Annotated in this window: 19 protein-coding genes and 3 pseudogenes; 15 read left to right on the plus strand and 7 right to left on the minus strand. The window is 71.8% G+C overall.

Going from position 1 to position 23,334, the window contains the following annotated elements; genetic code table 11:
• Nucleotides 1-107 precede the first annotated feature (107 nt).
• Nucleotides 108-1,955: a gamma-glutamyltransferase gene (gene ggt / locus ACLF5H_RS24820; RefSeq protein WP_421678242.1), complete on the plus strand. Its 1,848-nt coding sequence runs from the start codon at nt 108-110 to the stop codon at nt 1,953-1,955.
• A gap of 278 nt (nt 1,956-2,233) precedes the next feature.
• On the opposite strand, the gene ACLF5H_RS24825 is transcribed toward ggt, so the two are convergent.
• Nucleotides 2,234-2,365: a hypothetical protein gene (locus ACLF5H_RS24825; protein ID WP_421678267.1), complete on the minus strand. Its 132-nt coding sequence runs from the start codon at nt 2,363-2,365 to the stop codon at nt 2,234-2,236.
• On the opposite strand from ACLF5H_RS24825, the gene uppS reads away from it, so the two are divergent.
• From uppS to ACLF5H_RS24850, 5 genes and pseudogenes are all read left to right on the plus strand, one after another.
• On the plus strand, nt 2,346-3,080 hold the full coding sequence (gene uppS, locus ACLF5H_RS24830) for a polyprenyl diphosphate synthase (protein ID WP_421678263.1): 735 nt from the start codon (nt 2,346-2,348) through the stop codon (nt 3,078-3,080). The genes ACLF5H_RS24825 and uppS overlap by 20 nt on opposite strands.
• Nucleotides 3,077-4,570, plus strand: a complete 1,494-nt coding sequence (locus ACLF5H_RS24835; protein WP_421678243.1) for an oxygenase MpaB family protein — start codon at nt 3,077-3,079, stop codon at nt 4,568-4,570. The genes uppS and ACLF5H_RS24835 overlap by 4 nt, the downstream gene beginning before the upstream one ends.
• Nucleotides 4,571-4,670: 100 nt before the next feature.
• Nucleotides 4,671-4,768: pseudogene (locus ACLF5H_RS24840) on the plus strand.
• Between the two features lie 116 nt (nt 4,769-4,884).
• A complete protein-coding gene (locus ACLF5H_RS24845) occupies nt 4,885-5,925 on the plus strand; it encodes a LacI family DNA-binding transcriptional regulator (RefSeq protein ID WP_421678244.1) in 1,041 nt (346 codons plus the stop codon).
• A 149-nt stretch (nt 5,926-6,074) separates the two neighbouring features.
• Nucleotides 6,075-8,513 (plus strand): protein kinase domain-containing protein, encoded by a 2,439-nt coding sequence (locus tag ACLF5H_RS24850; protein ID WP_421678245.1) that lies wholly within the window; start codon nt 6,075-6,077, stop codon nt 8,511-8,513.
• 271 nt (nt 8,514-8,784) lie between these two features.
• Here ACLF5H_RS24850 and ACLF5H_RS24855 read toward each other — a convergent pair whose 3' ends face one another.
• On the minus strand, nt 8,785-9,273 hold the full coding sequence (locus tag ACLF5H_RS24855; RefSeq protein WP_421678246.1) for a hypothetical protein: 489 nt from the start codon (nt 9,271-9,273) through the stop codon (nt 8,785-8,787).
• Nucleotides 9,274-10,258: 985 nt separating this feature from the next.
• Here ACLF5H_RS24855 and ACLF5H_RS24860 point away from each other — a divergent pair.
• The 3 genes and pseudogenes from ACLF5H_RS24860 (at nt 10,259) to cpt (ending at nt 12,530) form a co-directional block, all read left to right on the plus strand.
• Nucleotides 10,259-11,692 (plus strand): NAD(P)/FAD-dependent oxidoreductase, encoded by a 1,434-nt coding sequence (locus ACLF5H_RS24860; RefSeq protein ID WP_421678247.1) that lies wholly within the window; start codon nt 10,259-10,261, stop codon nt 11,690-11,692.
• 124 nt (nt 11,693-11,816) lie between these two features.
• A pseudogene (locus ACLF5H_RS24865) lies at nt 11,817-11,912 on the plus strand.
• Nucleotides 11,913-11,999: 87 nt separating this feature from the next.
• Complete coding sequence (cpt, locus tag ACLF5H_RS24870) at nt 12,000-12,530, plus strand: chloramphenicol phosphotransferase CPT (RefSeq protein ID WP_421678264.1); 531 nt, start codon at nt 12,000-12,002, stop codon at nt 12,528-12,530.
• Between the two features lie 76 nt (nt 12,531-12,606).
• On the opposite strand, the gene ACLF5H_RS24875 is transcribed toward cpt, so the two are convergent.
• Entirely contained in the window at nt 12,607-13,209 is a 603-nt protein-coding gene (locus ACLF5H_RS24875) for a chloramphenicol phosphotransferase CPT family protein (protein ID WP_421678248.1), read from the minus strand.
• An 85-nt stretch (nt 13,210-13,294) separates the two neighbouring features.
• Here ACLF5H_RS24875 and ACLF5H_RS24880 point away from each other — a divergent pair, with 85 nt between their 5' ends.
• A complete protein-coding gene (locus tag ACLF5H_RS24880) occupies nt 13,295-13,684 on the plus strand; it encodes a hypothetical protein (RefSeq protein ID WP_421678249.1) in 390 nt (129 codons plus the stop codon).
• Nucleotides 13,685-13,796: 112 nt separating this feature from the next.
• On the opposite strand, the gene ACLF5H_RS24885 is transcribed toward ACLF5H_RS24880, so the two are convergent.
• Nucleotides 13,797-15,317 carry a sodium:solute symporter family protein gene (locus ACLF5H_RS24885; protein ID WP_421678250.1) on the minus strand — a complete coding sequence of 507 codons (1,521 nt, stop codon included), beginning with the start codon at nt 15,315-15,317 and terminating at the stop codon, nt 13,797-13,799.
• Between the two features lie 326 nt (nt 15,318-15,643).
• Between ACLF5H_RS24885 and ACLF5H_RS24890 the strand changes: the two genes are divergently transcribed.
• Nucleotides 15,644-16,435, plus strand: a complete 792-nt coding sequence (locus ACLF5H_RS24890) for an IclR family transcriptional regulator (protein ID WP_421678251.1) — start codon at nt 15,644-15,646, stop codon at nt 16,433-16,435.
• 50 nt (nt 16,436-16,485) lie between these two features.
• On the opposite strand, the gene ACLF5H_RS24895 is transcribed toward ACLF5H_RS24890, so the two are convergent.
• Complete coding sequence (locus tag ACLF5H_RS24895) at nt 16,486-17,754, minus strand: glucarate dehydratase family protein (RefSeq protein WP_421678252.1); 1,269 nt, start codon at nt 17,752-17,754, stop codon at nt 16,486-16,488.
• Complete coding sequence (locus tag ACLF5H_RS24900) at nt 17,751-18,671, minus strand: 5-dehydro-4-deoxyglucarate dehydratase (RefSeq protein WP_421678265.1); 921 nt, start codon at nt 18,669-18,671, stop codon at nt 17,751-17,753. The genes ACLF5H_RS24895 and ACLF5H_RS24900 overlap by 4 nt, the downstream gene beginning before the upstream one ends.
• A gap of 173 nt (nt 18,672-18,844) precedes the next feature.
• Between ACLF5H_RS24900 and ACLF5H_RS24905 the strand changes: the two genes are divergently transcribed.
• The 4 genes and pseudogenes from ACLF5H_RS24905 to ACLF5H_RS24920 all read left to right on the plus strand — a co-directional run bounded on the left by ACLF5H_RS24905 (nt 18,845) and on the right by ACLF5H_RS24920 (nt 22,585).
• Nucleotides 18,845-19,702 carry an NAD-dependent epimerase/dehydratase family protein gene (locus ACLF5H_RS24905; RefSeq protein WP_421678253.1) on the plus strand — a complete coding sequence of 286 codons (858 nt, stop codon included), beginning with the start codon at nt 18,845-18,847 and terminating at the stop codon, nt 19,700-19,702.
• A 73-nt stretch (nt 19,703-19,775) separates the two neighbouring features.
• Complete coding sequence (locus tag ACLF5H_RS24910; protein ID WP_421678254.1) at nt 19,776-21,281, plus strand: aldehyde dehydrogenase (NADP(+)); 1,506 nt, start codon at nt 19,776-19,778, stop codon at nt 21,279-21,281.
• A gap of 100 nt (nt 21,282-21,381) precedes the next feature.
• Nucleotides 21,382-22,392, plus strand: a complete 1,011-nt coding sequence (locus ACLF5H_RS24915) for a DUF2804 domain-containing protein (protein WP_421678255.1) — start codon at nt 21,382-21,384, stop codon at nt 22,390-22,392.
• A gap of 98 nt (nt 22,393-22,490) precedes the next feature.
• Nucleotides 22,491-22,585, plus strand: a pseudogene (locus ACLF5H_RS24920).
• 63 nt (nt 22,586-22,648) lie between these two features.
• On the opposite strand, the gene ACLF5H_RS24925 reads toward ACLF5H_RS24920, so the two are convergent.
• Nucleotides 22,649-23,152, minus strand: a complete 504-nt coding sequence (locus ACLF5H_RS24925; protein ID WP_421678256.1) for a DUF4232 domain-containing protein — start codon at nt 23,150-23,152, stop codon at nt 22,649-22,651.
• Between the last annotated feature and the right edge of the window lie 182 nt (nt 23,153-23,334).

Here is a 23,334-nt window from a genome sequence, read left to right on the forward strand (position 1 = left end):
CAAACCTTGATCCACGCGGTTGCCCGCCCCACGGTCGGCTGCAAGGGTTTCGCGCACCCCGCTCCCGTCGGCGACCCCCTCCGCGGAGGGGTGAAATCGGAGGTTTCGTGACCACCCGCCGTACCGTGGTGACCGCCGCTTCGACAGCGCTGCTCACTCTCCCCCTGCTCCCCCACACCGCCGCCGCGTCCCCCGCCGCCCCGGAGAAGACGTCTCCGCGCCTCCAGCCGCCCGCCAAGCAGGCGGTCGCCGTCGGCGACGGCGGTGCGGTCGCCAGCGTCAACCCGTATGCCACCCAGGTCGGCATCGACGTTCTGCGCCGCGGCGGCAACGCCGTCGACGCCGCAGTCGCCACCGCCGCCGCGCTCGGTGTCGTCGAGCCCTACTCCTGCGGTGTCGGAGGCGGCGGCTACTTCGTCCACTACGACGCCCGCACCCGCACCGTCCACACCATCGACGGCCGGGAGACCGGACCGGCGCGCATGCGGTCCGACTCCTTCACCGACCCGGCCACCGGCAAGGCGATCCCGTTCGACGACGCGGTCAACTCCGGTCTGTCCGTGGGCGTTCCGGGTACTCCGGCGACCTGGCGGAAGGCCCTGGACACCTGGGGCACCATCTCCCTGGCCGAGGCCATGCGGCCGGCGGTCCGGATCGCGGACGACGGGTTCGTCGTGAGCGAGCAGTTCCGCGCCCAGACCGAGATGAACGAAAGCCGCTTCCGCGACTTCACCCCGACCGCCCGGCTGTTCCTGCCGAACGGCCGGCTGCCGGTCGCCGGCACCCTGTTCCGCAACCCCGAACTCGCCCGGACCTACCGGGACTTGGCGCGTACGGGCATGGACGCCATGTATCTCGGGGAGATCGGCCGGGACGTGGTGCGCACCGTCCAGAACCCGCCGGTGGCCCCGGGTTCCACGCGCACGGTCCGCCGCGGCCTCATGGAGCGTTCGGACCTCGCCGCCTACCGGGCGATCCTGCGCGCCCCGACCCGTACGACGTACCACGGGCTGGACGTCTACTCCATGGCACCGTCCTCCTCCGGCGGCACCACGGTCGGGGAGGCGCTGAACATCCTGGAGAACCTGCATCTGTCGCCGGCCGACAAGGTGCGGGCGCTGCACGACTATCTGGAGGCCAGCCGGATCGCGTTCGCGGACCGCAACCGTTGGGTGGGCGACCCCGCGTTCTACGACGTTCCCAGCCGGGAGCTGCTGGCGAAGGAGTACGCCAAGGACCGCGCCTGTCTGATCCGGCCCACCACCGCGCTGACCAGCCCCGTCGCCCCGGGCGACCCGCGCGACCCGACGGGCTGCGGCGATCCGGGCACCGGGGCCCCCGAACCGTACGAGGGGCGGTCCACGACCCACCTGGTGGTCTCCGACCGCTGGGGCAACGTCGTGTCGTACACGCTGACGATCGAGCAGACCGGCGGCTCGGCGATCACCGTTCCCGGCCGGGGGTTCCTGCTCAACAACGAGCTCACGGACTTCGACTTCACGCCCTTGCAGGCGGGGGTGCCCGACCCGAATCTGCCGGGTGCGGGCAAGCGGCCGCGCAGCAGCATGGCGCCGACGATCGTGCTGCGCGGCGGCAGGCCCCTGATCGCCGTGGGCTCGCCGGGCGGCGCGACCATCATCACCACCGTGCTCCAGACCCTCGTCAACCGTCTCGACCTCGGGATGCCCCTGCCGGAGGCGGTCGCCGCGCCGCGCATCTCGCAGCGCAACGGTGCCGTGACGGAGGCCGAGCCCGCCTTCCTCGACTCGCCGGACCGCCCCGCGCTCGAAGCGCTCGGCCAGCACTTCGTCCTCGCGCCCCCGGCCTTCACCCCGTCCCCGGAGATAGGCGCCGTCGCCGCGCTGGAGTTCGGCTCCCGCGGGAGGGTCACGGCGGTCGCCGAGCCGAAGCGGCGTGACGGCGGGTCGGCGATGGTGGTCCACCCGTCGTCCTGAGCCCGCGCCCGCCCAGCGCGGAGGCGATGTCTCTCACCGAGGCTTCGCCGCCGCCCGGGGAGAGCGGCGGGCTTCACCTCCGGTCGTGCACCGGCCGAACCCGGCTCGAACGTCTGCATCAAGGGTGAATCTCCCCCTGCCACCCCGCGGCACCTGGTCGCGGGGTGGCACTCTGCCATCGGGTGATCGGCTCATACGCACACGTCGGGGCGGGTGCGGGCGGACCCCAGGGTGGTGGGCGGTCGTCGTCGCGCGTGGTGGGGGGAAGACATGGCGTCTCAGTCGGCCGTCGAGGGCTCGGGCTCCTCGCCCGAGGGTTCCGGCTCCTTGCCCGAGGGTTCAGGCTCCTCGCCCGAGGGTTCCGGCTCCTCGCCCGGGGGCTCAGGCTCCTTGCCCGAGGGTTCAGGCAAGCGCCCGGTTCCTCGGCACGTCGCGTGCGTGATGGACGGGAACGGCCGGTGGGCGGCGCGGCGTTCGTTGCCGCGTACGGCAGGTCACCTGGCCGCGGAGCGTACGGTGATCGACGTCATCGAGGTGGCGCGGTCGGCCGGGGTGGAGTGGCTGAGCCTGTACGCGTTCTCGACCGAGAACTGGCGTCGGCCCGATACCGAAGTCGCCTTCCTCATGCAGCTGGTACGGCGCGCGGTGCGCAAGCACGCCCCGCTGTTGCAGGCGCGGGGAATCCGCTGCCGCTTCCTCGGCGTGACGCATCCGCGGATCCCCCCGGCGCTGGCCCAGGACTTCGCCGACCTGACGACCCTCACCGGCAGGAACAGGGGCATGACCCTGACCATCGCCTTCGATCACGGCGGACGCCGGGACATCGTGGCGGCGGCACGGTCGCTGATCCGCAGCGGGGTGCCGGCCGAGGCCGTCACCGAGGAGAGTTTCGCCGCGCATCTGCCGTTCCCCGACACACCGGACGTCGACCTGGTCATCCGAACCTCGGGAGAGCAGCGGATCTCCAACTTCATGCTCTGGCAGGTCGCCTACGCCGAATGGGTCTTCCACCCGGCCCTGTGGCCTGACTTCCGCGCACCGCACTTCCTCGACTGCCTGCACACCTACCAGCAGCGCCGGCGCCGTTTCGGCGGCCTGCCGCCCAAGCAGAACGGAGAGCCGTGACCGTGAGCCACGCAGCCGACGACACCGCGCAACCACCCCTGTTCGGTCCGGGATCGCAGTTCCACCAGCTCTTCGACGACCCACGCTGGGCCTTCGCCATGGTCCGGGCCACGGTGCTGGAGGCCGCGCACCCGCAGATCGGCGCCGCGCTGATCGACAACTCGACCTTCACCACCCACCCTTGGCGGCGGCTGCGCAACACCTTCCTGAGCCTCCAGCGCATGTTCGGCGCCGACGAGCAGGTGCGCGAAAAGGAGGCCGCGCGCCTCAATCGCCTGCACACCCGGCTGACGGGAAGGGACGCGAACGACCGGCCGTACGACGCGATGGACCCCGGTGTACGGGCCTGGGTGGTCGCGACGCTGTTCGAAAGTGCCGTCACCATGTGCCGGTTGAGCGGCCGACCGCTGTCGCCGAGCGCCGTGGAGCGGCTGTACGGCGAATTCCGCGCGTATCACGCGGCCTTCGGCGACGAGACAGGTCAACTGCCGTCCAGTCTCACCGAGTTCTGGACCTACTACGACCGGATGGTGGAGGAGGAGCTGGAGAACACGGAGGCGATGCGGATCATCCTCTACAAGCTCTTCGACCATCTCCCCGCTCCCCCGCTGTTTCATGGCCTTCCCACCCTGTGGGCGCTCGGCCGGGCCGTGGTCGGCCCTGCCCTCGGAGCGATCACGGTGGCCTCCCTCCCGGAATCCTTCCGGCGCCGGGCCGGTCTGCCGGAGCTGCTCGGCGCGGGAGCCCTGATGCAGGGCGCCTACCTGACCGTCGACCTGGCCCGCTTCCTGCCCGAGGGCTGGCTACGGGCCCAGAACATCACCGACCTGCTGGCCCTCTCCCCCGGCAGCGACGACCCCCGGGCACGGACCGTCGCGGCCCTGCACGAGCGGATGCGGCGGGCCGGCGCCCTGCTCCGCCTCATCACCCCCACGTCCTACCCACCCGCCCCCGCGACGCCGTCGGGACAGCGCAGCGCGGAGGAGTTCTTCCGTGCCGTGCTCGACCAGACCGGCGACGGATACCTCACCTGGCCCGATCTCGCCGCCATGGCACGGGAGTTGTGCGGCCGCCTCGATCTGGACGAGCCTTCGGAGACCCGGCTCTACGACGCCTTCGCCGACTGGTGGCGCGAGCTCCAGAGCGCCCTCGACACCGACGGCGACGGCCGTGTCAGCGCCGAGGAGTACGCGGCGGCCGTGCCCTCCCTGGCCGGGCCCGCGCTGATCAGGACCGCCGAGGTCCTCTTCGACGCCGCCGACAGGGACGGCGATCAGCGCATCGACGAGGCCGAGTACCGCGCCCTGTTCCGCACCGCGTTCCACCGCGACACCGCCGGCGAAGCAACCGGCGAAGCAACCGGCGAAGCAACTGATGCAACCGATGACACCACCGTCTACAGCCGCGGTGCCTTCGTCCGGGACTTCCTGTCCTTCATGTCCGGCCGTCAGCTCTCCACCCCTTACGACCCCCTCCTCGCCGAGGCCTGAACTCCCGCCCCGGCAGCGGGTGTCAGCACCGCGTCAGCACCCTCTGCCACTCTCATTCCTGTGAACGGCGGACGGGAGGTACACCCGCCGCCAGGAACGAGGAGAGGTGCCCGGAGTGGCCTATCGGGGACCAGCGAGCACGACTCGAGGTCGGGCCCCCCGGGGCCCACGCAGGTTCAAACCCTGCCCTCTCCGCCACGTGCCCCACCGCCCGGGGCACGCTGCTCTTCACCACCCGTCGCCCACCCCGTTCCCCGGCCCCCACCGTCGGAGAGAATGGGTCCGGTTCGAAAACGGCGAGGTGGGAGTCGGGTATGGCAGGCGACGGCGGTCCGGTCACACTGCGCGGAATCGCGGAACGGCTCGGGCTGCATGTCTCGACGGTGTCCCGCGTCCTCAACGGTCCCACCGGGGAACAGGGCCGCGCCGCGTCCGCCGGGACGGTACGACGCATCCGCGATCTGGCCGACGAACTCGGCTACCGCCCCAACCCGCACGCCACCAGCCTGCGCACCCGGCGCAGCAATCTCATCGGTGTGCTCTTCCCCCGGCTGTCGGAGATCGTGGTGGCCACCATCTACGAGGGCGTGGAGGAGGAGGCGACCACCCGAGGGCTGTCCACGTTCGTCACCAACACCCGCGACGACCTCGCGACCCAGCGCGAACGCATCGCCATGGTCCTGGGCCGCCGGGTCGACGGCGTCATCATCGGCGACGCGCACCTGGACGGAGCCGCGCTGGCCGACCCGGCCCTGGGCTCGACGCCCTTCGTGCTCGTCAACCGCCGCGCCGACTCCGGCCATCCGGCGGTCACTTGCGACGACTACCAGGGCGGCCGGCTGATGGCCGAGCACTTCCTGTCCCTGGGGCACCGCCGGGTGGCCGTCGTCGCCGGTGAGCCCTTCGCCAGCACCGGCACCGACCGCACCACCGGCTTCACCGACCGCTACCGCGAGGCCGGTCTGCCCGTGCCCGCCCACCGGGTACGGCACTGCTCCTTCGACACGGCGGGCGGCCGCCGGGCCGCCCTCGAACTGCTGAAGGACGCCGACCGGCCCAGCGCCGTCTTCGCCGTCAACGACCTCGCGGCGATCGGCGCCATGGGCGCCGCCCGTGACCTGGGTCTGCGGCTGGGCGAACACCTCGCCCTGGCCGGGTTCAACGACACCCCCCTCGCCGCCGAACTGCCCGTCCCGCTCACCAGCGTCCACTCCCCCATGGCCGAACAGGGCCGACGGGCCGTACGGCTGCTGCTCCGCCGCATCGCGGACGAACCCGTCGCCTCGGAGACGCTCACCCCGGAACTCATGGCACGGGCCTCCACGGGCACGCCGGTCGGTCCTGACCTGCGATGAGCATGCCGCCGTAGCCCCACTCCGCTCACACCCCCGAACCGGTGCGCCAGAACCCCGCGCACATCGTTGCCCAAACGATTGGCGCAAACGATTGGGTAGCGCATACTGACCCCTCGACAGACGTCCGGCACGGTGTTGGGGGTGGCTCGGTGGGATGGTTCGGCAGACGGCGCGAGGGGACAGGGGATCCCGGCGCCGGTCCTCGCGAGAAGCCGGCCGGGGCCCTGCGGGAGGGCAGCAGGACGGCCGAGCTGATCGGCCGACAAGGCGATGCGAGTGAGGCCGCCGCGCGGTACACGGCCCTGGTCGCGCAGGCGGAACGCGACCTGGGGCCCCGGGACACCGACACATGGGCGTTACGGCACCAACTGGCCCACTGGACCGGCGAATCGGGGCAACCGGAGGCCGCCGTACGGCAGTTCACCCAATTGCTGGCCGATCGGGAGCAGGGTCAGGGCCCGCGCCATCGGGACACCGAGCTGGCCCGGCATCAACTGGCCCACTGGCACGGCCGGTCGGGGCGGCCCGAGGAGGCCGTACGACGGTACGAGGCGATGCGCAGGATCGCCGAGCGGGAGAACCGCACCGAGGCGGCGCTCACCCTGCTGTGCGATGTGGGCTACTGGCAGCAGAAGTCCGGTGACAACGCGGCCGCGCTGCGCGCGTTCTCCCGCCTGCTGAAGACCGCCCAGGAGGAGTTCGGACCCGACCACCAGCTCGTCAACATCGCACGTCAGCGCTACGCCGAGGTCGCCGGCAGCCTGCCCTTCGGCAACGAGGGCGGCCAGGACGGGCTCCAGGACCTCCGCGCGACGGCCGCCGCGATCGAGGCCGCGGGAGACCTCCGGCGCGCGGCCCGGATGTACGAACAGATCGCCGCCCGTTGCGAGCAGCTGCACGGGGCGGGCAGTCCCGACACGCTCTCCGCGCTCGTCGCCCGGGCGCGGGCCGCGGTGACGGCGGGGGACTACGCGAAGGCCGTCGACGCCTTCGGCAAGGTCCTCGCCTGCATGGAACTCCAGGGCCGGGGACCGGGATCACGGGAGTACGACATCCTCCGCGGTCAGCGCGACGAGCTGGCCCGGATGGCCCGGCACGCGGTGCTCCGTATCGCACAGCGCACCGCGACGCTGCTCGGCGAGAGCGCCCAGGGCGCACCGGAGACGCTCTGCGCGGTACTGGCGCGCGAGCCCGGCGCGGCTGACTCGACCCGGCTGAAAGTGGTGAACGCCGGTGCGGACGACCTCAGTTGGCGCCGCTGGACCGTCGAGCAATGGACGGCCGTACTGGGGAATCTGTCCCGGCGGGGGTACGACGCGACGGCCCTCTGCTTCGCCCGTGACGATCTGCGCCCGACGCCCGAAGAGGCCCTTGTGTGCGAGCGGTTGAGGCTGCCGGGCGTCTATGTGTCCCGGCTGGGCGAGGAGAACGTGCGGATCGACGCATACGTCTTCGCGGACGGCGAGCCGACGGCGGCACGTGTCGTCCTGGTGCCGGACGGGCGTCCCGAGTCGGCCGAACGGGAGGCGCCACAGCGCGGGCCCACCGGGGCCACGGCCGACAGGATCGCCCTGCACCCGCAGGCGGCGGCGATCGGGACCTGGCGGGAGATCGAGCGGGCGCGACGGCCCGCCGGTGCGGACGAGACGCCGGTCCTCGGCACGTACGAGGTGCTGGAGTGTGTCGGCGAGGGCGGCTTCGGCCGGGTCTATCTGTGCCAGGACCCCGACGGACTGATGGTCGCGGTCAAGACGCTGCACGCGCATCTCGCGGCGGCGCCCCCGATCAAGCGGGGGTTCGCCCATGAGGTGCGGGCGGCGCTGCGGGTCGGCGGACGGTTCACCGTGCCGGTGATCGCCGCGGACACCGAAGGGCCGGTCCCGTGGATGGCGGTGCCGTACGTGTCCGCCCCTTCGTTGCAGGAACTCGCCGACCGTTGCGGGCCGTTGGAGCCGGGCCTGGTGCGGGCGCTGGGTGCGGGCATCGCCCTCGCGCTCGGTGCCATCCACGCCGAGGGCATCGTGCACCTCGATCTCAAGCCGGCCAACGTACTGCTCACCGAGGACGGCCCCCGCGTCATCGACTTCGGCATCGCCCAGATCGAGCGGCTCACCGAGCCACGGCGCGGCTTCGTCGGCACCTACGCGTACGCCTCTCCGGAGCAGCTGCGCGAACAGCGGACGTTCACACCGGCAAGCGATGTGTTCTCCCTCGGCACCCTCCTCGCCCGCCTCGCACTTGGCAGGAGCCCGTGGGGGTGGGGCACGCCCGCCGTGGTCGCCGCCATCCGGGCCGGCACCCCCGAACTCGCCGGACTGTCCAGTGACCTCGCGGCGGTGGTCCGGTCCTGCCTGCACCCCGATCCGGACCGACGACCGAGCGCGGACGCCGTGGCCGAGGCGCTGGTCCCGGGGGCCGGGGCGGGCGGGCTCGACGCGCCATGTCTGCCGGAGGAGGCGCGGGCGCTGATGGCGGAGCGGCGCTCGGATTCCGGGCCGGAGTGCGCCGGCCCGGAACCCGATGCCTCGACTGTGCCGTGCCCGGCCGAGCCCCGCGATTACCTCACAGGTAATGGCATGCCGGCATGACCTGTAAAAGACCGCGATGAAGGGCGTACGGCGGCCCAAGAAATATCCAAGCCCGGGGGGCCCGCCCTCAGGGGCTGCGAGGCGCGGCGGCCACGCCGGACGCGGTCCGGTTCGCCCGCCGTGTCGAGCCGCGCCGCCACGGGGTGCGCGCGGACGACATGGCCACGATCGCCCGCACCGGCCGATCTCTTCCCGGGGATCCGCGACCGCGGGCGGGCGGCCGTCCAGCGGGTATCCGCTGAACGGCGGTTGGCAGCACCGGAGTTCGGCGTCACGTCTCGCTCTGCGGCCCACCGATCCAGTCGTCGTTGTTCCGATGGCGGCCCAGCCCCACGGCGTCGAACTCGTCCTCGCCCGGACTCCTCCTCGCGCCGAGTCGCCGCAGCGCCCCCGAGATCGGGCTGACCGACCGGGAGAACCATCTCCTCGTCGGAGCGTCCAGCGGTCCCAGAACCAATTCCCCGTCGGCCCAGGCCGCGGCGCGTTGCTCACCGGCTCCGCCGAAGTACTCGGCCTCCACATAGGCCACCGGGCCCGCGGCGGACCACTGAGCGAGCCGCTTCTCGAATCCCCCCGGCAGCCGCCAGAAGCCGAGGGCTCCCTCGGTACCGCCGTCCGTGACCGCGTCGAAGACCTCGTCCGTCATCGGCATCAGCGCCAGGCCCTGGCGAAGAGAGGCCACCCTGGCGCCGGGAACGTCCCTCGACGCGGCACGGAGCAACTCGTCCCCCGCGATCACCGCCTGCACTTCATAACCCATCCCAGGGCCCTCCCTCGCCGGTCGAAGACCTCATTCTGTCGGACTCGCCCTGGTCAGGCTTCTCCCGCATGCGCGCGCCGGTGAGCGTGAGGCCCGCCGAGGACAACGGCACGGCGGCGAATGGCGTGACCGTCGTCAGCGATCGTTCTTTGGCCAATAAACGATCATTGAACCCGTGTCAGGTGCGCATAGGGTGCCATGAGCATTGCAGCAGTCCCGCGAGCTCTGGGAGCACATCGGTGGAGTCGACGCCGCTGCCCGAGACCCTTCGGCGTCTTGCCGCGCTGATCCGGCAGGAGGGCCTCGAACGGTCGGAGTTCCTCGACGCAGGAAGGCTGGCGGTCAGGACCGCGTTGGCGGAGGACGTCGTAGGCACACTGCTGCGGGGTGGGCGGCCACCCACCGAGACGGTCAACGAGCGGGTACGGTCGCGGATCAAGGCGCTCGCGGACGACCGGCCGGCCCGCACGGGTCAGCGGATGTCGGATCTCGCGGGCGCCATTTCCCGGCAGTCGGGGGTCTCCGCGGGCGGTCGTACCGTCGGCCTCGCCGGGACGCGACGGGGTGCGCGGCCTCGTGCTGCGGCAGGCACGGGAACTGCCGGAGGAGCGCTGGAACGTGCTCGACGCGACGCTGAAGGCCCTGCTGGAGCTCGACGGTCACGAGGGCGACCGGTGAGCGCGCCCGCCTTCCCGCCGGTGACCGCCGACGGGCTGTGGCCCGCGCCGCGGTCCGTCGCCGCGCTCGACCGGGCCACCGGCAGCACGAATCGCGCGGCCCTGGCCGTCCACGCGGCGCTCACCGCGTACTCCGGCGCGAGCCTCCTGCCGATCATCCACTGGCGCCCGGCGCCCCGGCACTTACCCGGCGCGCCGCCCGCTGGTGTGTCGCCGCGTACAGCCTGGCCGTACGCACCGTCGTGGTCCTCTTCCGTCGTCCAAGACTTCCCCGCAGACCACCGTTTCCCCGCAGAAAGCAGCCGACCATGAGTGAAGCCGTTCGGCACAGCCCCGCCCGCGTCGTCGTCATCGGGGGCAGTATGGCCGGAATGCTCGCCGCGGCCGCCGTCAAGGACCAGGTCGGATCGGTGGAGATCATCGAGTCCCACGATCTTCCCGGCGGGCCCGAGCCGCGCGTCGGCGTCCCTCAGGCCGTTCATATCCATCTCCTCCAGTCCGGTGGCGTGGACGCGCTGGAGGAGCTGCTGCCCGGCGTGATCGACCAGTTGGCGGCCTCGGGGGCGCATCGCATTCCGGTGACCACCAATATGATCATCTACTCCCCCGAGGGCTGGTATCGGCGCTGGCAGCGCGCCACGCACCGGCTGATGACCGCGAGCCGGGACCTGACGGACCATGTCATCAGGGAGCAGGTGCTCAAAGAACCTCATGTCAGCGTCCGTACGCGGTCCAGGGCGATCGGGCTGCTCGGCGACGGGCGCCGGGTCACCGGAGTGCGCGTCCGGACCTCGGGCGAGGGTGAGAGGGAGGCGGGGGGCGGACGCGAGTCCGAAGTGCGTGCCGATCTGGTGATCGACGCGTCCGGCCGGGCCTCCCGGATGCCCCAGTGGCTCGCGGAGCTGGGGATCGGCGGGCTCGCCGAGGACCGCGTCGACTCCGGTCTCGTCTACGCCAGCCGTATGTACCGCGCTCCCGTCCCCACCCGCGGCTGGCCGGTGGTCAGCGTGAACGCCGACCCGCGGCTGCCCGGGCCCGCCAGTGCCGGCGGCATCCTGCCCATCGAGGGCGACCGCTGGCACGTCAGCCTGATGGGTGCCCCCGGCGGGCAGCCCACCCGGGACGCGGACGCCTTCGAGCCGTTCGCGCGCACCCTGCGGCATCCGATCATCGCCGACCTCCTCGAACGCGCCGAGCCGCTCACCGATGTCAGCATCACGCACAGCACGGCCAACCGGCGCCACTACTACGAGCGGCTGAGGGCCTGGCCCGAGGGGCTGGTGGCGCTGGGCGACTCGGTCGCGGCCTTCAACCCCATGTACGGGCAGGGCCTTTCGGTGATCGCGCAAGGCGCGCTGGCGCTGCGCGAGCTGGCCCGCGGCGGCCTGGTCCCGGGGTTGTCGCGGCGCGCCCAGCGGGCGATCGCGCGGCCGGTGGAGGCGGCGTGGGCGCTGACCGTCGGGCAGGACATCCACTTCTCCACGACCACCGGCAAGAACCCGCGCTTCGCCGACCGGCTGCTGCAGCGCTATGTCAACCGTCTCTCCCTCACCGCGACCGGCTCCTTCCGCACCGCCACGGCGCTGACCGACGTACTGACCTTGCAGGCTCCTCCCACGTCCCTGGTCCGGCCCGGCGTGCTGCTCTCCGCTCTGGTCGGCCCCCTTCGCCCGCAGCTGGAGGGGCCGCAGTTCACCCCGGAGGAGCTGAGGCTTCTCGACGGCGTGCGTGGGCGGTCGTAGACCCGCGCGGACGGCACGCGCGGTCGGAGGCATGCCGGTCAGGGCCGCGTCAGGCGCCCGTCAGCGGGCCGTGTCACTCTCTTTCCTGTGAACGGTTCGGGGCGCCGCCCGGAGCCGGGAACAGGGAGAGGTGCCCGGAGCGGCTTATCGGGGACCACCGAGCCACGCCTCATGGTCGGGCCCCTAGGGGCCCACGCAGGTTCAAATCCTGCCCTCTCCGCAACAGCCGGTAAGCCGACAGCGCCCGCCGAAGCTCGCCGGAAACACCTTTCCCGTGTCGTCCGGACGCCTCTACTGTGGCGCGGTGATGACTCAGGTGATCGTGGTCAACGGCGGTTCCAGCTCGGGGAAGTCCGGTATCGTCCGGTGCCTCCAGGCGATCCTGCCCGATCCATGGCTGGCGCTCGGGACGGACACCATGGTGGAGGCGCTGCCCGCGTCCCTGCGAGCCTCGGACGGCGGGATCGAGTTGGCCGCGGACGGACAGGTCAGCGTCGGGCCCGGGTTCCGGGCACTGGAAGCGGCCTGGATCGAGGGAATCGCCGCGATGGCCCGTGCGGGCGCGCGGGTCGTCGTCGACGAGGTCTTCCTCGGCGGGCCGTACTCACAGCGCCGGTGGCAAAAGGCCCTGGACGGGCTGGGAGTGCTGTGGGTGGGTGTCCGGTGCGATGCCGCGGTGGCGGCGGGCCGTGAACTCGCCCGCGGTGACCGGACGGTGGGGATGGCGGCCGCCCAGGCGGAGATGGTCCACCGAGGCGTGACGTACGACCTGGAAGTCGACACCACGCACACGGAGGCGATGGAGTGCGCCCGAGCCGTCGCGGCACGGGTCGAGTGACTCGCCGGACCGAACACCGCGGCGCGCGCACGGCCGTGACGCCGATCCGGCACAGCACCGCGTCCCGACGGCGAGGTCAGATCAGCCCGACGGCCTCTGGAGCGGGGGACGCCAGGTCGGGGCGCAGTTTCGCGCGGAGTTGCTCGAAGGCCGTCGGGGTCGGACGTCGGGGCAGGAAGGCGCTGATCCGGCGGGCGCAGTCCAGGGGGCTCGTCGAGGTGGTGTCGCATTCGATGTCGTACAGGCCGTGCGCGTGGACGAGTTCGAACTGCCGTGCCGCCAGGCCTTCCGGGCGGTCGCCGCGTGCCTGTTCACGCCGGTGGAGTTCCGCCGGCGAGCAGCGCACGCCGACGAGGACGACATCCTTGGCGGTGAAGAGCTCCAGGCAGTCCAGCAGGCGCCATTCCTCGCTGAGCACATGGTCGACCACGACGTTGTTGCCGGCCGCGGCCATGCCGGCGACCGCGCGGTGGAAGCCCATCCAGGTGCGCCTCAGGATGGCGGGCAGCTCTTCCGGGTCGACCTCCCGGCGCGTTCGCATCGCGTGGAAGGCGTCCACCGGCAGATGGAAGCTCGGCTCCTCCAGCACCTCCAGCAGCTCCCCGGCGATGCTGGACTTGCCTGAACTCGACGTCCCGTTCAGGAAGATGATCAGTCCGTTCCGAGCGGCTTCGGGCACGCGGGCTCCCTCGCTATGACCAGTGGTGTCTGATCATTGTCGTCCACGAGCCGTTCCGGCGTCGGCGATCGGTCATCCTTGGCTCATGATGCTTCCGCCCGTTCATGAGAAGACCGAGCTGATCGAAGTCGTCCGCATCACCGACCCGCTACGGCATTACAGCGCCGAGGACCTGGTCGGTGACGAGGTCGCGATCTGGGAGGCGGCTCAGGTCGGCGAGACCCTGGCATTGATCGGCTCCATGCCGGACAGCGAGCTGTACCGCTGTTTCCATCCGGGCTGGGGTGTCCGTGCTCATGGCGCCGCCGGACCGCTCTTCCAGATCGCCTTCTGCTTCCAGTGCCATGGCGCCCGGCTGTGGGGACCCGGCGTACCCGGCGAGTTCACCGGCATCCACACGTTCGACCCGGACAGCCCTCCGGCCCTCGAGCTGCTTCAGCGGTTTCGGGACGCCGTGCCCGGCCCCGCTGTCTGACGAGTCCCTGCGGGAGGAAACCGAGGCGGGACCGGGACCTGGACCGGGACCGGGGCCTGGACCGGGACCTGGACCGGGCAGGGCCGGCGGCTCTCGGTCGTCGGTCAGTCGGTCAGTCGGTCGCGGGGATCAGTGGAGGTGTGGGTCCCTCGGGGGCGGGGATGTCCGCCGCCGCGCTCACCGCCGCCGTGATCTCGTCCGCGGCTGCCGACGGCTGGGGCAGGACCAGGCCGATGACCAGGTACAGGACGAGGGAGGTCGCCAGCGGGGCGGCGATGGTGAGGGTCTGGTCGGTGCTGTCGAGGACGTACTTCACCAGGACGAAGCCCGCCAGGCCGCAGGCCCAGGAGATCAGCGCGGCCAGGGAGCCCCAGCGGCGGAAGGCGGGCAGCAGGCCGAGCAGCATCGGGATGGAGATCGGGCCCATCACCGCGGCGACCAGGGCGGTGATGATGCCGAGCGGGCCGCCGAAGTGGCTCGCCTCCATGGCGACCACCATGCTCACCGCGATGAACGCGACGGTGCAGATACGCGCGGCGAGCAGCCCGCTCCTGGCGCCGAGCGCCCGGCCCCGGCGGGCGACGGCCGGGATGATGTCCCGGACGACCACGGCGGCGATGGCATTGGCGTCCGAGGAGGCCATGGCCATGGTGTGCGAGAACATGCCGGCCAGGGTCAGCCCGACGAGACCGGCCGGGAGCAGGTTCTCGGCCAGCAGCGCGTACACCTGCTGCGGGTCCGCGATGTGCGGCATCAGCACCGGGCCGACGACGGACGGGAACAGCAGCACGGCGGGCCAGATCAGATAGAGGGCCGCGGACAGGAGGGCCGAGCGCTTGGCAGCGGGGGCGGAGTCCGTGGCCATGTAGCGCTGGGCCAGGTTCCACATGCCGCCGTTGTACTCGAACAGTTTGACGACCACGTACGCGGTGAGGAACCCGGCCGTGTACGGGCCGACCAGCGGGTGGGTGTGACCGGCGGGCAGCCGGTGCCAGAGGGGGCCGAGGCCGGAGAAGCCGCCCACATGGTCCAGCGTGATGATCACCATGGAGAGTGCGGCGACGCCCTGGATGATGAACTGGCCGAAGTCGGTGAGGGCGTCCGCCCACAGGCCGCCGACCGTGCAGTAGACGAGGGTGACGACGCCGGTGATCAGGATGCCGATGTCGAGCGAGACCCCGGTGAACACGTTCAGCAGGATGGCGACCGAGGCCCACTTCGCGGCGACGTCGAACACCTTGAGCAGCGCGCCGCTCCAGGCCAGCGCCTGCTGGGTGGCGATGTTGTACCGGCGGGCCAGGTATTCGAGCGGTGAGGCGACGTCGTAGCGGCGGCGCAGCCGGTTCCAGCGCGGGGCGAACAGCCAGGCGCCGACGCCGGTCGCGAGGGCGAGCGGCAGGAACGCCCAGATGTAGATGGTGATGCCGTAGCTGTAGGCGACCGCCGCGTAGGCGACGAACACCGCGGCGCTGTAGCCCGACATGTGGTGGGAGATCCCGGACAGCCACCAGGGCATCCGGCCGCCGCCGGTGAAGTAGTCGCTCACATCGCTGACGCGCCTGTGCGACCAGAGACCTATGAACAGCATCACCACGAAGTAGCCGCCGAGGGCCACCCAGTCCGGCCAAGCCATGCGAACTCCTCGATGCCGACGGCCGTCGGCGGTAGCGAACGGTAGGGCGGTACAGGGGCGAGGGGCCGTCGATGAGCGCCGACGGCCCCGGCCTTCATCGGCACGGACGGAAGCTCGACTTGACCAAGGCGTCTACGTATGTAGACTCAGTTCTCATCCATGCTTTTCAGCGCGCACGTTAGCCTGGCGCACAGGGGCGGTCAATGTTTCGGGAGGTTTTCGTTGACGCGACAGGGAGAAGGCGCCGTGCTCGGCGCGGCGGGGGCGCCGACTGCGGTCAGGAAAGCCCGAGTTGACGGTCGAGAGGCCGGAATGAGGTGGCACGCATGACCGGGACAGGTGACACCGGGCGCGGGCCGGTGAAGTCGGCGGAACGCACCGTCCAGATCATGGAGGTGCTCTCGGCCGCACCGGAGCGGCTCACCCTGGGCCGGCTCCAGGAGCTCACCGGATACCCGCGCTCCAGTCTGTACGCGCTGCTGCGCACCCTGGTGGCGCTCAAGTGGATCGAGGTCGAGGAGGGCGGCGAGGCGGCCGGATTCGGCATCGGTCCGCGCGCCCTGCTGTGCGGCACGGCGTACCTGGACCGGGACCCGGCGCTGCCGCACGCGGTGCGCCAGATCGAGCGGTTGCGCGCGGATGTCGGCTACACCACCCATTACGCCCGCCTGGTCGACACGAACGTCATCTACCTCGCCACCCGCGAGGCCACGGACTCCCGTCGGCTGACCTCCCGGGTGGGCCGCCAACTCCCGGCACACGCGACGGCGTTGGGCAAGGCGCTGCTCTCCGAGCTGACCGCGCGGGAGGTGGACGCGCTGCTGTCCGAGCAGCCCCTGGAGGCGCTCACCCCGCACACGGTCACCCGCCGCCCGGCCCTGCGTGAGGAGCTGGAGCAGACGCAGACTCGCGGCTGGGCGCTGGAGAGCGAGCAGAACACGCCCGGCCTGTGCTGCGTCGCCGCGACGGTGTCGTACCGCATCCCGGCGACCGACGCGATCAGCTGCTCGATCCCGCTGGACCATGCGACGGACCAGGAGATCGAACGGGTCGCGGAGGCGGTCACCCGGCATGCCGCGGCGCTGGCGGGGACGCTGCGGCGCAACGGCATCCGCTGAGGCCCGTTCCGCACGTCAATGCCCTGTACGGGCCCCTCAGGCCGGGGACCTCACCAGCGCGGGACCTTCTTCTCGTACGACGGATCGATACGCCGCATGTATCCGGTGTCGTCGCGGTCGCGCAGCCCGCAGGAGAGGTACTGCTCGTGCAGGCGGGCCAGCGCGTCGGGGTCGAGTTCGACGCCGAGCCCCGGGGCGGTGGGTACGGCGACGGAGCCGTCGCGGAACTCCAGGGCGCCCGGTGCGACGACCTCCTCGGTCTTCCACGGCCAGTGGGTGTCGCAGGCGTACGTCAGATTCGGCGTGGCCGCGGCCAGATGGGTCATCGCGGCAAGGCTGATGCCGAGATGCGAGTTGGAGTGCATGGACAGGCCCAGCTCGAACGTGTCGCAGATCCCGGCGAGCACCTTCGAGCGCTGGAGGCCGCCCCAGTAGTGGTGGTCGGAGAGCACGACCTGGACCGCGTCCAGGGCCACGGCGGGCTTGAGTTCGTCGAAGGCGACCACGCACATGTTCGTGGCGAGCGGCATGGGCGCCTCGCGGGCGACCCGGGCCATGCCTTGCTGTCCCGGCGTGGGGTCCTCCAGGTATTCGAGGACGCCGTCGAGCTCGCGGGCGACCATCAGTGAAGTGTCCACCGTCCAGGCGGCGTTCGGGTCGAGTCGCAGCGGCCGGTCGGGGAATGCCTCGCGCAGGGCGCGGACCGCCTCGATCTCCTCCTCGGGCCGGAAGACACCGCCCTTGAGCTTGATGGCCGTGAACCCGTAGTCGTCGATCATGCGCCGGGCCTGCGCGACGATGCCGTCGGGGTCGAGCGCCTCGCCCCAGGAGTCGGGCGCGCCGCCGGGGTGTGCCACCCATTTGTAGAACAGGTAGGCACTGAACGGCACTTGGTCCCGTACGGCGCCGCCGAGCAGGTCGGAGACCGGGCGCCCGGCGGCCTTGCCCTGGATGTCCAGGCAGGCGACCTCGAACGGCGAGAAGACCCGGTCCACCGTGCTGCTGCTGGTGATCATGCCGGTGAGGCCGTGGCCGTCGCTGCCGGTGTCCCCGCCGAGCGCGGCCGTGACCACGGCGTACATCCGGCCCAGGCGGTGGACGTCCAGGCCCACCAGGGCGTCGGCGGCCTGCCGCAGCCTGCGCAGATGGCCCTGGTCGGCGTAGGTCTCGCCGAGGCCGGTGATCCCCTGATCGGTGTGCACCTCCAGGACGGCGCGCAGCGCGTACGGCTCGTGCACGCCGACCGCGTTGAGCAGGGCCGGGTCGCGGAAGGCGACGGGGGTGAGGGTGACGTCGGTGATGCGGATCGCGTCGCTCATCGGGCGAAGTCCTCCACCAGGGCCAGGCCCGCGTCGGTGATCCGGCGCAGGGCGTCGAGGTGTTCGGGGGCCGGGTCGACCAGTGGGGGCCGCACCCCGCCGACGTCCAGGCCCTGTTGGCGCACGCCGGCCTTGACCAGCGAGACGGCGTAGCCCGGGACCAGGTCGCGCAGGGCCACGAGCGGATGGAAGAACTCCCTTTGCAGCCGCTCCACTTGGGCCGCGTCCCCCTTCTCGACCGCCTGGTAGAAGGCGTTGGAGATCCCGGGGGCGAAGCAGAAGACCGCTGAGGAGTACAGGGTGACGCCGATGCCGCGGTACGCGGGGACGGTCACCTCGGCGGTGGGCATGCCGTTGAAGAACTGGAACTCCTTGCCGGTGCCCGCGAGTTCATGGCGTACGGCGGTCACGACGCGGGACAGCCGGTCGAGGTCGCCGACACCGTCCTTGAAGCCGACCACCTTGTCGTGGCGGGCCAGTTGCGCGGCGGTCTCGGCGTCGAAGCGGGCGTTGGAGCGGTTGTAGACGATGAGCGGCAGATCACCGGCGTCCGCGACCTCGCGCACGTAGGCGGCGAGTCCGGCCGCCGGGGCCTGGACCAGGTAGGGCGGCAGCAGGAGCAGGCCGTCGGCGCCCGCGTCCCGGGCGATGCGCGCGTACTCACGGGCCAGCGGCAGCGGGCCGCCGGTGCCGGCGTACACCGGGACGCGACCGGCCACGGTCTCCACCGCGGTGCGCACCGCCTCGCCGTACTCCTCGGGGCCCAGCGCGTGGAACTCGCCCGTGCCGCAGGCGACGAAGACCCCGCCGGGGCCGGCGGCCAGGCCGCGACGCAGATGCTCGGCGAGCACCTCCCGGTCGACCCGCCCGGACGCCGCGAAGGGCGTCACCGGAAAGAACAGCACGCCGTCGAACATGGGCACGGGACACTCCGTCGTCTACATATGCAGACAGGCTTCACATTTGCGAACTTGCCTTTGAACTGTAAGACTCGCCCCGGAGTACGGTCAAGACGCCCACGGAGACGCCGGGCCGCCCCGGAGCCGCATCGGAACCGGCCCGGAACCGGAACGAAGTCGCCACGAAGGAGATGAGGCGAGTGAGTCAGCGCATCGTGATCACCGGAGCCGCGGGAGGGGTCGGCACCCTGCTCCGCCCCCGGCTGGCCCGCGCGGGCCGGACCCTGCGGCTGCTCGACGTGGCGCCGGTGCCCGGGGCGGCCGAGGGCGAGGACGTGGAGACCATGCGGCTGTCGGTGACGGACCTGCCGGCGATGTGCGAGGCCCTCACCGGCGTCGACGCGGTGATCCACCTCGGCGGGCTGAGTGTCGAGGGGCCGTGGGACGAGATCCTCGACATCAACATCAACGGCACCCGCACGGTCCTCGAAGCGGCCCGCCGGGCGGGCGTGCCCCGGGTGCTCATCGCGAGCAGCAGCCATGCGGTGGGGTTCTACCCCCGGAGCGAGGACGAGGCGCCCGACTACCTCTTCCCCCGCCCCGACACCTACTACGGCGTGAGCAAGGTGGCCGCCGAGGCACTGGGCAGCCTCTACCACGACCGCTACGGTCTGGACGTGGTCTGCGTCCGTATCGGCGGTTGCTTCGAACGCCCCATCGCGACCCGGCAGTTGGCCACATGGCTCTCCCCTGACGACTGCGCCCGCCTGATGGAGGCGCTGATCGCGGCGCCCTCGCCGGGGTTCCGTGTGGTGTGGGGCGTCTCGGACAACACCCGCCGCTGGTTCTCACTGGACGAGGCTCGCGCGCTGGGCTACGAGCCGCAGGACGACGCCGAGCGCTTCGCCGGGGAACTCGAAGGCCGTCATGACCCGTTGGACGAGATCTACTTGGGCGGAGCGTTCTGCTCGCCTTCACTGGACGCGGATGACGACACGGACGACATGGACGACACGGACGACACGGACGACACGGGTGCGAACGGCTGACGTCGCGCCCGACTCGTCTTGTTCCCCCGTGAGTCCACCATCCACCGCTCTGTTCGAACCGGAGGTTCGATCGATGACCGACACCATGTCCGCCCCGCTGCGGGGAATCAGCCCGCGTACCGGTGAGCCCGTCGGCGATCCGGTCGCCGTGTCCACCGCGGAGGACGTCGACGCCGCGGCCCGCGACGCCGCCCACGCGTTCCCCCTCTGGTCCGCGGTGCCCGCCGCCGACCGGGCCCGGGCCCTCGAAGCCGCCGCCGACGCGCTGGACGCGGCCCGCGACGAACTGGTCGCCGTCGCCGACGCCGAGACCGCGCTCGGCGAGGCCAGGCTGACCGGTGAGGTGGGCCGCACCAGTGGCCAGCTGCGCCTGTTCGCCGAGGTGCTGCGCGACGGCGGCCATGTACAGGCCGTACTCACCCCGGCCGAACCGGCCACGGGACGTCCCGACATCCGCCGGATGCGGCAGGCGATCGGGCCGGTGGCGGTGTTCAGCGCCTCCAACTTCCCCTTCGCCTTCTCCGTGGCGGGCGGCGACACGGCCTCGGCGCTCGCGGCCGGCTGCCCGGTGGTCGTCAAGGCGCACGAGGGCCATCCGGCGACCTCGGCGGCGGTCGCGCGCATCGTCGCCGGGGCGCTGCGCGAGGCGGGCGCGCCCGAGGGTGTCCTCGGGCTCGTCACCGGTTTCGAGGCCGGTGCGGCGCTGGTGAGCCACCCGGCCGTCAAGGCTGCCGGCTTCACCGGCTCGCAGTCCGGCGGGCGCGCCCTGTACGACCTAGCCGCCGCCCGCCCGGAGCCGATCCCGTTCTACGGCGAACTCGGCAGCGTGAACCCGGTGGTGGTCCTCCCCGGCGCCGCGGCCGAACGCGCCCGGGAGATCGCGGAGGGGTACGCGCAGTCGCTCACCCTGGGCACCGGCCAGTTCTGCACCAACCCGGGGCTGCTGTTCGTCCCCGAGGGCGGCGCGCTGGTGGACGCCGTCGCGGCCACGGTCGGCGCGGCCACGACCGGGGCGATGCTCACATCCCGGATCCGGGACGGATACCGGTCCAGGGTCGCCGAGTTGGACGAGGCCGCGGACCTCGTCCGGCTGGCTTCCGGAAGCGCGGGCGGCGACTCCTTCGCGGTGGCCCCGCGCGTATGGCGGCTGTCCCTGAAGTCCTTCGCGGACCGGCTGGACGCCCTGGCCGAGGAGTGCTTCGGCCCGGCCGGACTGGTGGTGACCTACCCGGACCTGGACTCGCTGACCGAGGTCCTGGCGTCCCTGCCCGGCAGCCTGACCGGCTCGGTGCACGCCATCGCCGACGACGCGGCGGCGGCCGCGCGGGTGGTGACGGCGCTGCGGCACCGCGTGGGCCGCCTCGTCCACAACGGCTGGCCGACCGGCGTCGCCGTCTGCTGGGCCATGCACCACGGCGGCCCCTGGCCCTCGACGACGGCCCCGCTGCACACCTCGGTGGGCGCCACCGCGATCGACCGCTGGCTGGTCCCGATCGCCTACCAGGACTGGCCCGACGACCTCCTCCCGCCCGAACTCCAGGACGCGAACCCCCTGGGAATCCCGCGCCGAGTGGGCTGACCGGCTCCGCCCGGTGTGTTCCGCGTGGGGCGGCCCGGCACGACCGACCGATGCCGAGCGGCTGTTGACCCGGCGCCGGGGCCTGGGCAGACTACCCGCCATGCCCACCCCTGAACGCCTGGTCGAGGACGGTATTCGGCATTGGGGCCGACTGGCCGACCGGCCCGCCGTCGTCGATCCGCTCGAGGCGTACGGCGGGCTCGCACGGCGGTTGAAGAAGGTGCGGCTCAAGGAGTGGGTCGGGTTCACGCTGTCGCATCCGCGGTGGTACTCGTCGCTGATCATCCAGGACGCGCACTATCTCGCCAGTTCGGAGATCTACGCCTATGACAGGGCGGGCGGCGTGCTGCACCAGCACGCCGCCAACGCGGCCGGTGGCAGCGCCCTGTTGCCCGCCGAACTGCTGGAGGGCGCCTGCCGGTTCGAGCGTGACGGGTATCGGGTCGCCTATTCCTTTTCGCGTACGTCGGCGCGGCATCGCATCGAGATCGACATCGCCGGGACGGCGAAGGCCCCGGCCGTCCGCGGTGCACTCGAACTCGACGCCGAGGCGGCCACCGCTCCGCTCTCGGTGAGCTCGCGGTTGCCGGGCGGGAGCATGTACACGCACAAGGCCGCCTTCCCCGCCTCCGGAGTGCTCCGTGTCGGCGACGCCGAGGTCGTCTTCGAGCCGGATCGCGATCTGGCGGTACTCGATGAGCACCGCTCGCTGCTGCCGTACCGGACCACGTGGGTCTGGGGCACGTTCGCGACGTCGACGGACGCCGGGCCGGTCGTCGGGGCCAACTTCGCGGCGCGGCCCGAACTGGCCGGGGAGCCGGAGGAGTCCTGTCTGTGGACGCCGGGCCGGTGCGAGCCGCTCGGTGACATCGTCTTCGAGCCCGCGTCGGCCGATCCGTCGGCCGTCTGGCGCATCGCCTCCCGGGACGGCCGCCTCGATGTCGTCTTCGAGCCGGAGGGCCGTAAGCAGGTGAAGCACAACCTCGGTCTCTTCGCGGTCGACTACTTCCAGCTCTTCGGGCGCTACCGCGGTGTACTCCGCGGCGCCGAGGGCGACTTCGAGATCAAGGACGTGCACGGGGTCTGCGAGAGCATGAAGGCCCGCCTGTGAGCCCCCGCCCGCAAGCCGTGCGCGTCAGTCCCGCGTCAGCCGGGTCTGTCACTCTTCTTCATGTGAACGGGGCCCGCCAGACCGGGAACCGGGAACGAGGAGAGGTGCCCGGAGTGGCTTATCGGGGACCGGCGAGCGCGTCTCGAGGTCGGATCCGCAAGGGTCCACGCAGGTTCAAATCCTGCCCTCTCCGCAACGCCCGAGTGTCCCGCGGCCGTGCTGCCGCGGGACACTCGGGGTTTTCCTGCGGTGTCGGTCAGGCGCCGCGCTGGACCGGGCCGATCAGGGTGCCGGAGGCGACGGAGAACTTGCCCTCGGCGAAGGACGTGCCGGGGATCTCACCGCCCGGGGCCCGGAGCGTGAACGACGCCTCGTCCGAGGCCGTGCCCCGGTGCAGGTTCGGAACCTGGATGTCGAAGTGCACCGGGTGTCCCGGACCGAAGGTGACCTTCGTCGTCTGGTCGCCGTAGTGCCCGGCGGCGACACCGGTCTGCTTGCCGTGGTTCGAGAACCGTACGCCGGTGGGCGAACCGGCCAGCACGCACGACTCGTACCCGCGCGGGGCGGTCAGGGTCACGCGATAGTGGCTGTGCCCCGAGCTGGCGGGCGCCGGGGCGATCGTCGCCGTGTGGTTGGCCGGACGACAGGCCGAGGGCGCGACGCTCTTGGCGGTCGTGGGTGCGGCCACGGCGATTCCCCCGCCCGCGGTGACCGCCAGCGCGAGTGCGGCCACGGCGGCGAATGCGTGCTTCTTGCTCATACGAACACTCCTTGTCGTGCAATGGCCCGGCGGGTGTTCTCCGCCAGGACCATGGTCGACTTGAGCCTGCCCCCGATCTTGCGTTCGGAATGTCTCAGTATCGGTACGAGCGTCACGGGTCGGTCACGGGGCCGCTTTCCGTGCCGACGGGCGGCAGACCCCGCGCCACCCCGCCGAAAATC

Origin of the sequence: Streptomyces sp. LaBMicrA B280 (genome assembly GCF_049222185.1) — a bacterium.
Taxonomy (GTDB): Bacteria; Actinomycetota; Actinomycetes; order Streptomycetales; family Streptomycetaceae; genus Streptomyces; species Streptomyces murinus.

What these genes read in the sequence shown, in the direction of transcription:
- ACLF5H_RS24860 (WP_421678247.1), top strand. Translation starts at nt 10,259, where the DNA reads ATGAGTGAAGCCGTTCGGCACAGCCCCGCCCGCGTCGTCGTCATCGGG.
- ACLF5H_RS24910 (WP_421678254.1), top strand. Translation starts at nt 19,776, where the DNA reads ATGACCGACACCATGTCCGCCCCGCTGCGGGGAATCAGCCCGCGTACC.
- ACLF5H_RS24880 (WP_421678249.1), top strand. Translation starts at nt 13,295, where the DNA reads ATGATGCTTCCGCCCGTTCATGAGAAGACCGAGCTGATCGAAGTCGTC.
- ACLF5H_RS24895 (WP_421678252.1), bottom strand. Translation starts at nt 17,754, where the DNA reads ATGAGCGACGCGATCCGCATCACCGACGTCACCCTCACCCCCGTCGCC.
- ACLF5H_RS24855 (WP_421678246.1), bottom strand. Translation starts at nt 9,273, where the DNA reads ATGGGTTATGAAGTGCAGGCGGTGATCGCGGGGGACGAGTTGCTCCGT.
- ACLF5H_RS24885 (WP_421678250.1), bottom strand. Translation starts at nt 15,317, where the DNA reads ATGGCTTGGCCGGACTGGGTGGCCCTCGGCGGCTACTTCGTGGTGATG.
- ACLF5H_RS24925 (WP_421678256.1), bottom strand. Translation starts at nt 23,152, where the DNA reads ATGAGCAAGAAGCACGCATTCGCCGCCGTGGCCGCACTCGCGCTGGCG.
- ACLF5H_RS24900 (WP_421678265.1), bottom strand. Translation starts at nt 18,671, where the DNA reads ATGTTCGACGGCGTGCTGTTCTTTCCGGTGACGCCCTTCGCGGCGTCC.
- cpt (WP_421678264.1), top strand. Translation starts at nt 12,000, where the DNA reads ATGACTCAGGTGATCGTGGTCAACGGCGGTTCCAGCTCGGGGAAGTCC.
- ACLF5H_RS24915 (WP_421678255.1), top strand. Translation starts at nt 21,382, where the DNA reads ATGCCCACCCCTGAACGCCTGGTCGAGGACGGTATTCGGCATTGGGGC.
- ACLF5H_RS24845 (WP_421678244.1), top strand. Translation starts at nt 4,885, where the DNA reads ATGGCAGGCGACGGCGGTCCGGTCACACTGCGCGGAATCGCGGAACGG.
- ACLF5H_RS24905 (WP_421678253.1), top strand. Translation starts at nt 18,845, where the DNA reads ATGAGGCGAGTGAGTCAGCGCATCGTGATCACCGGAGCCGCGGGAGGG.
- ACLF5H_RS24890 (WP_421678251.1), top strand. Translation starts at nt 15,644, where the DNA reads ATGACCGGGACAGGTGACACCGGGCGCGGGCCGGTGAAGTCGGCGGAA.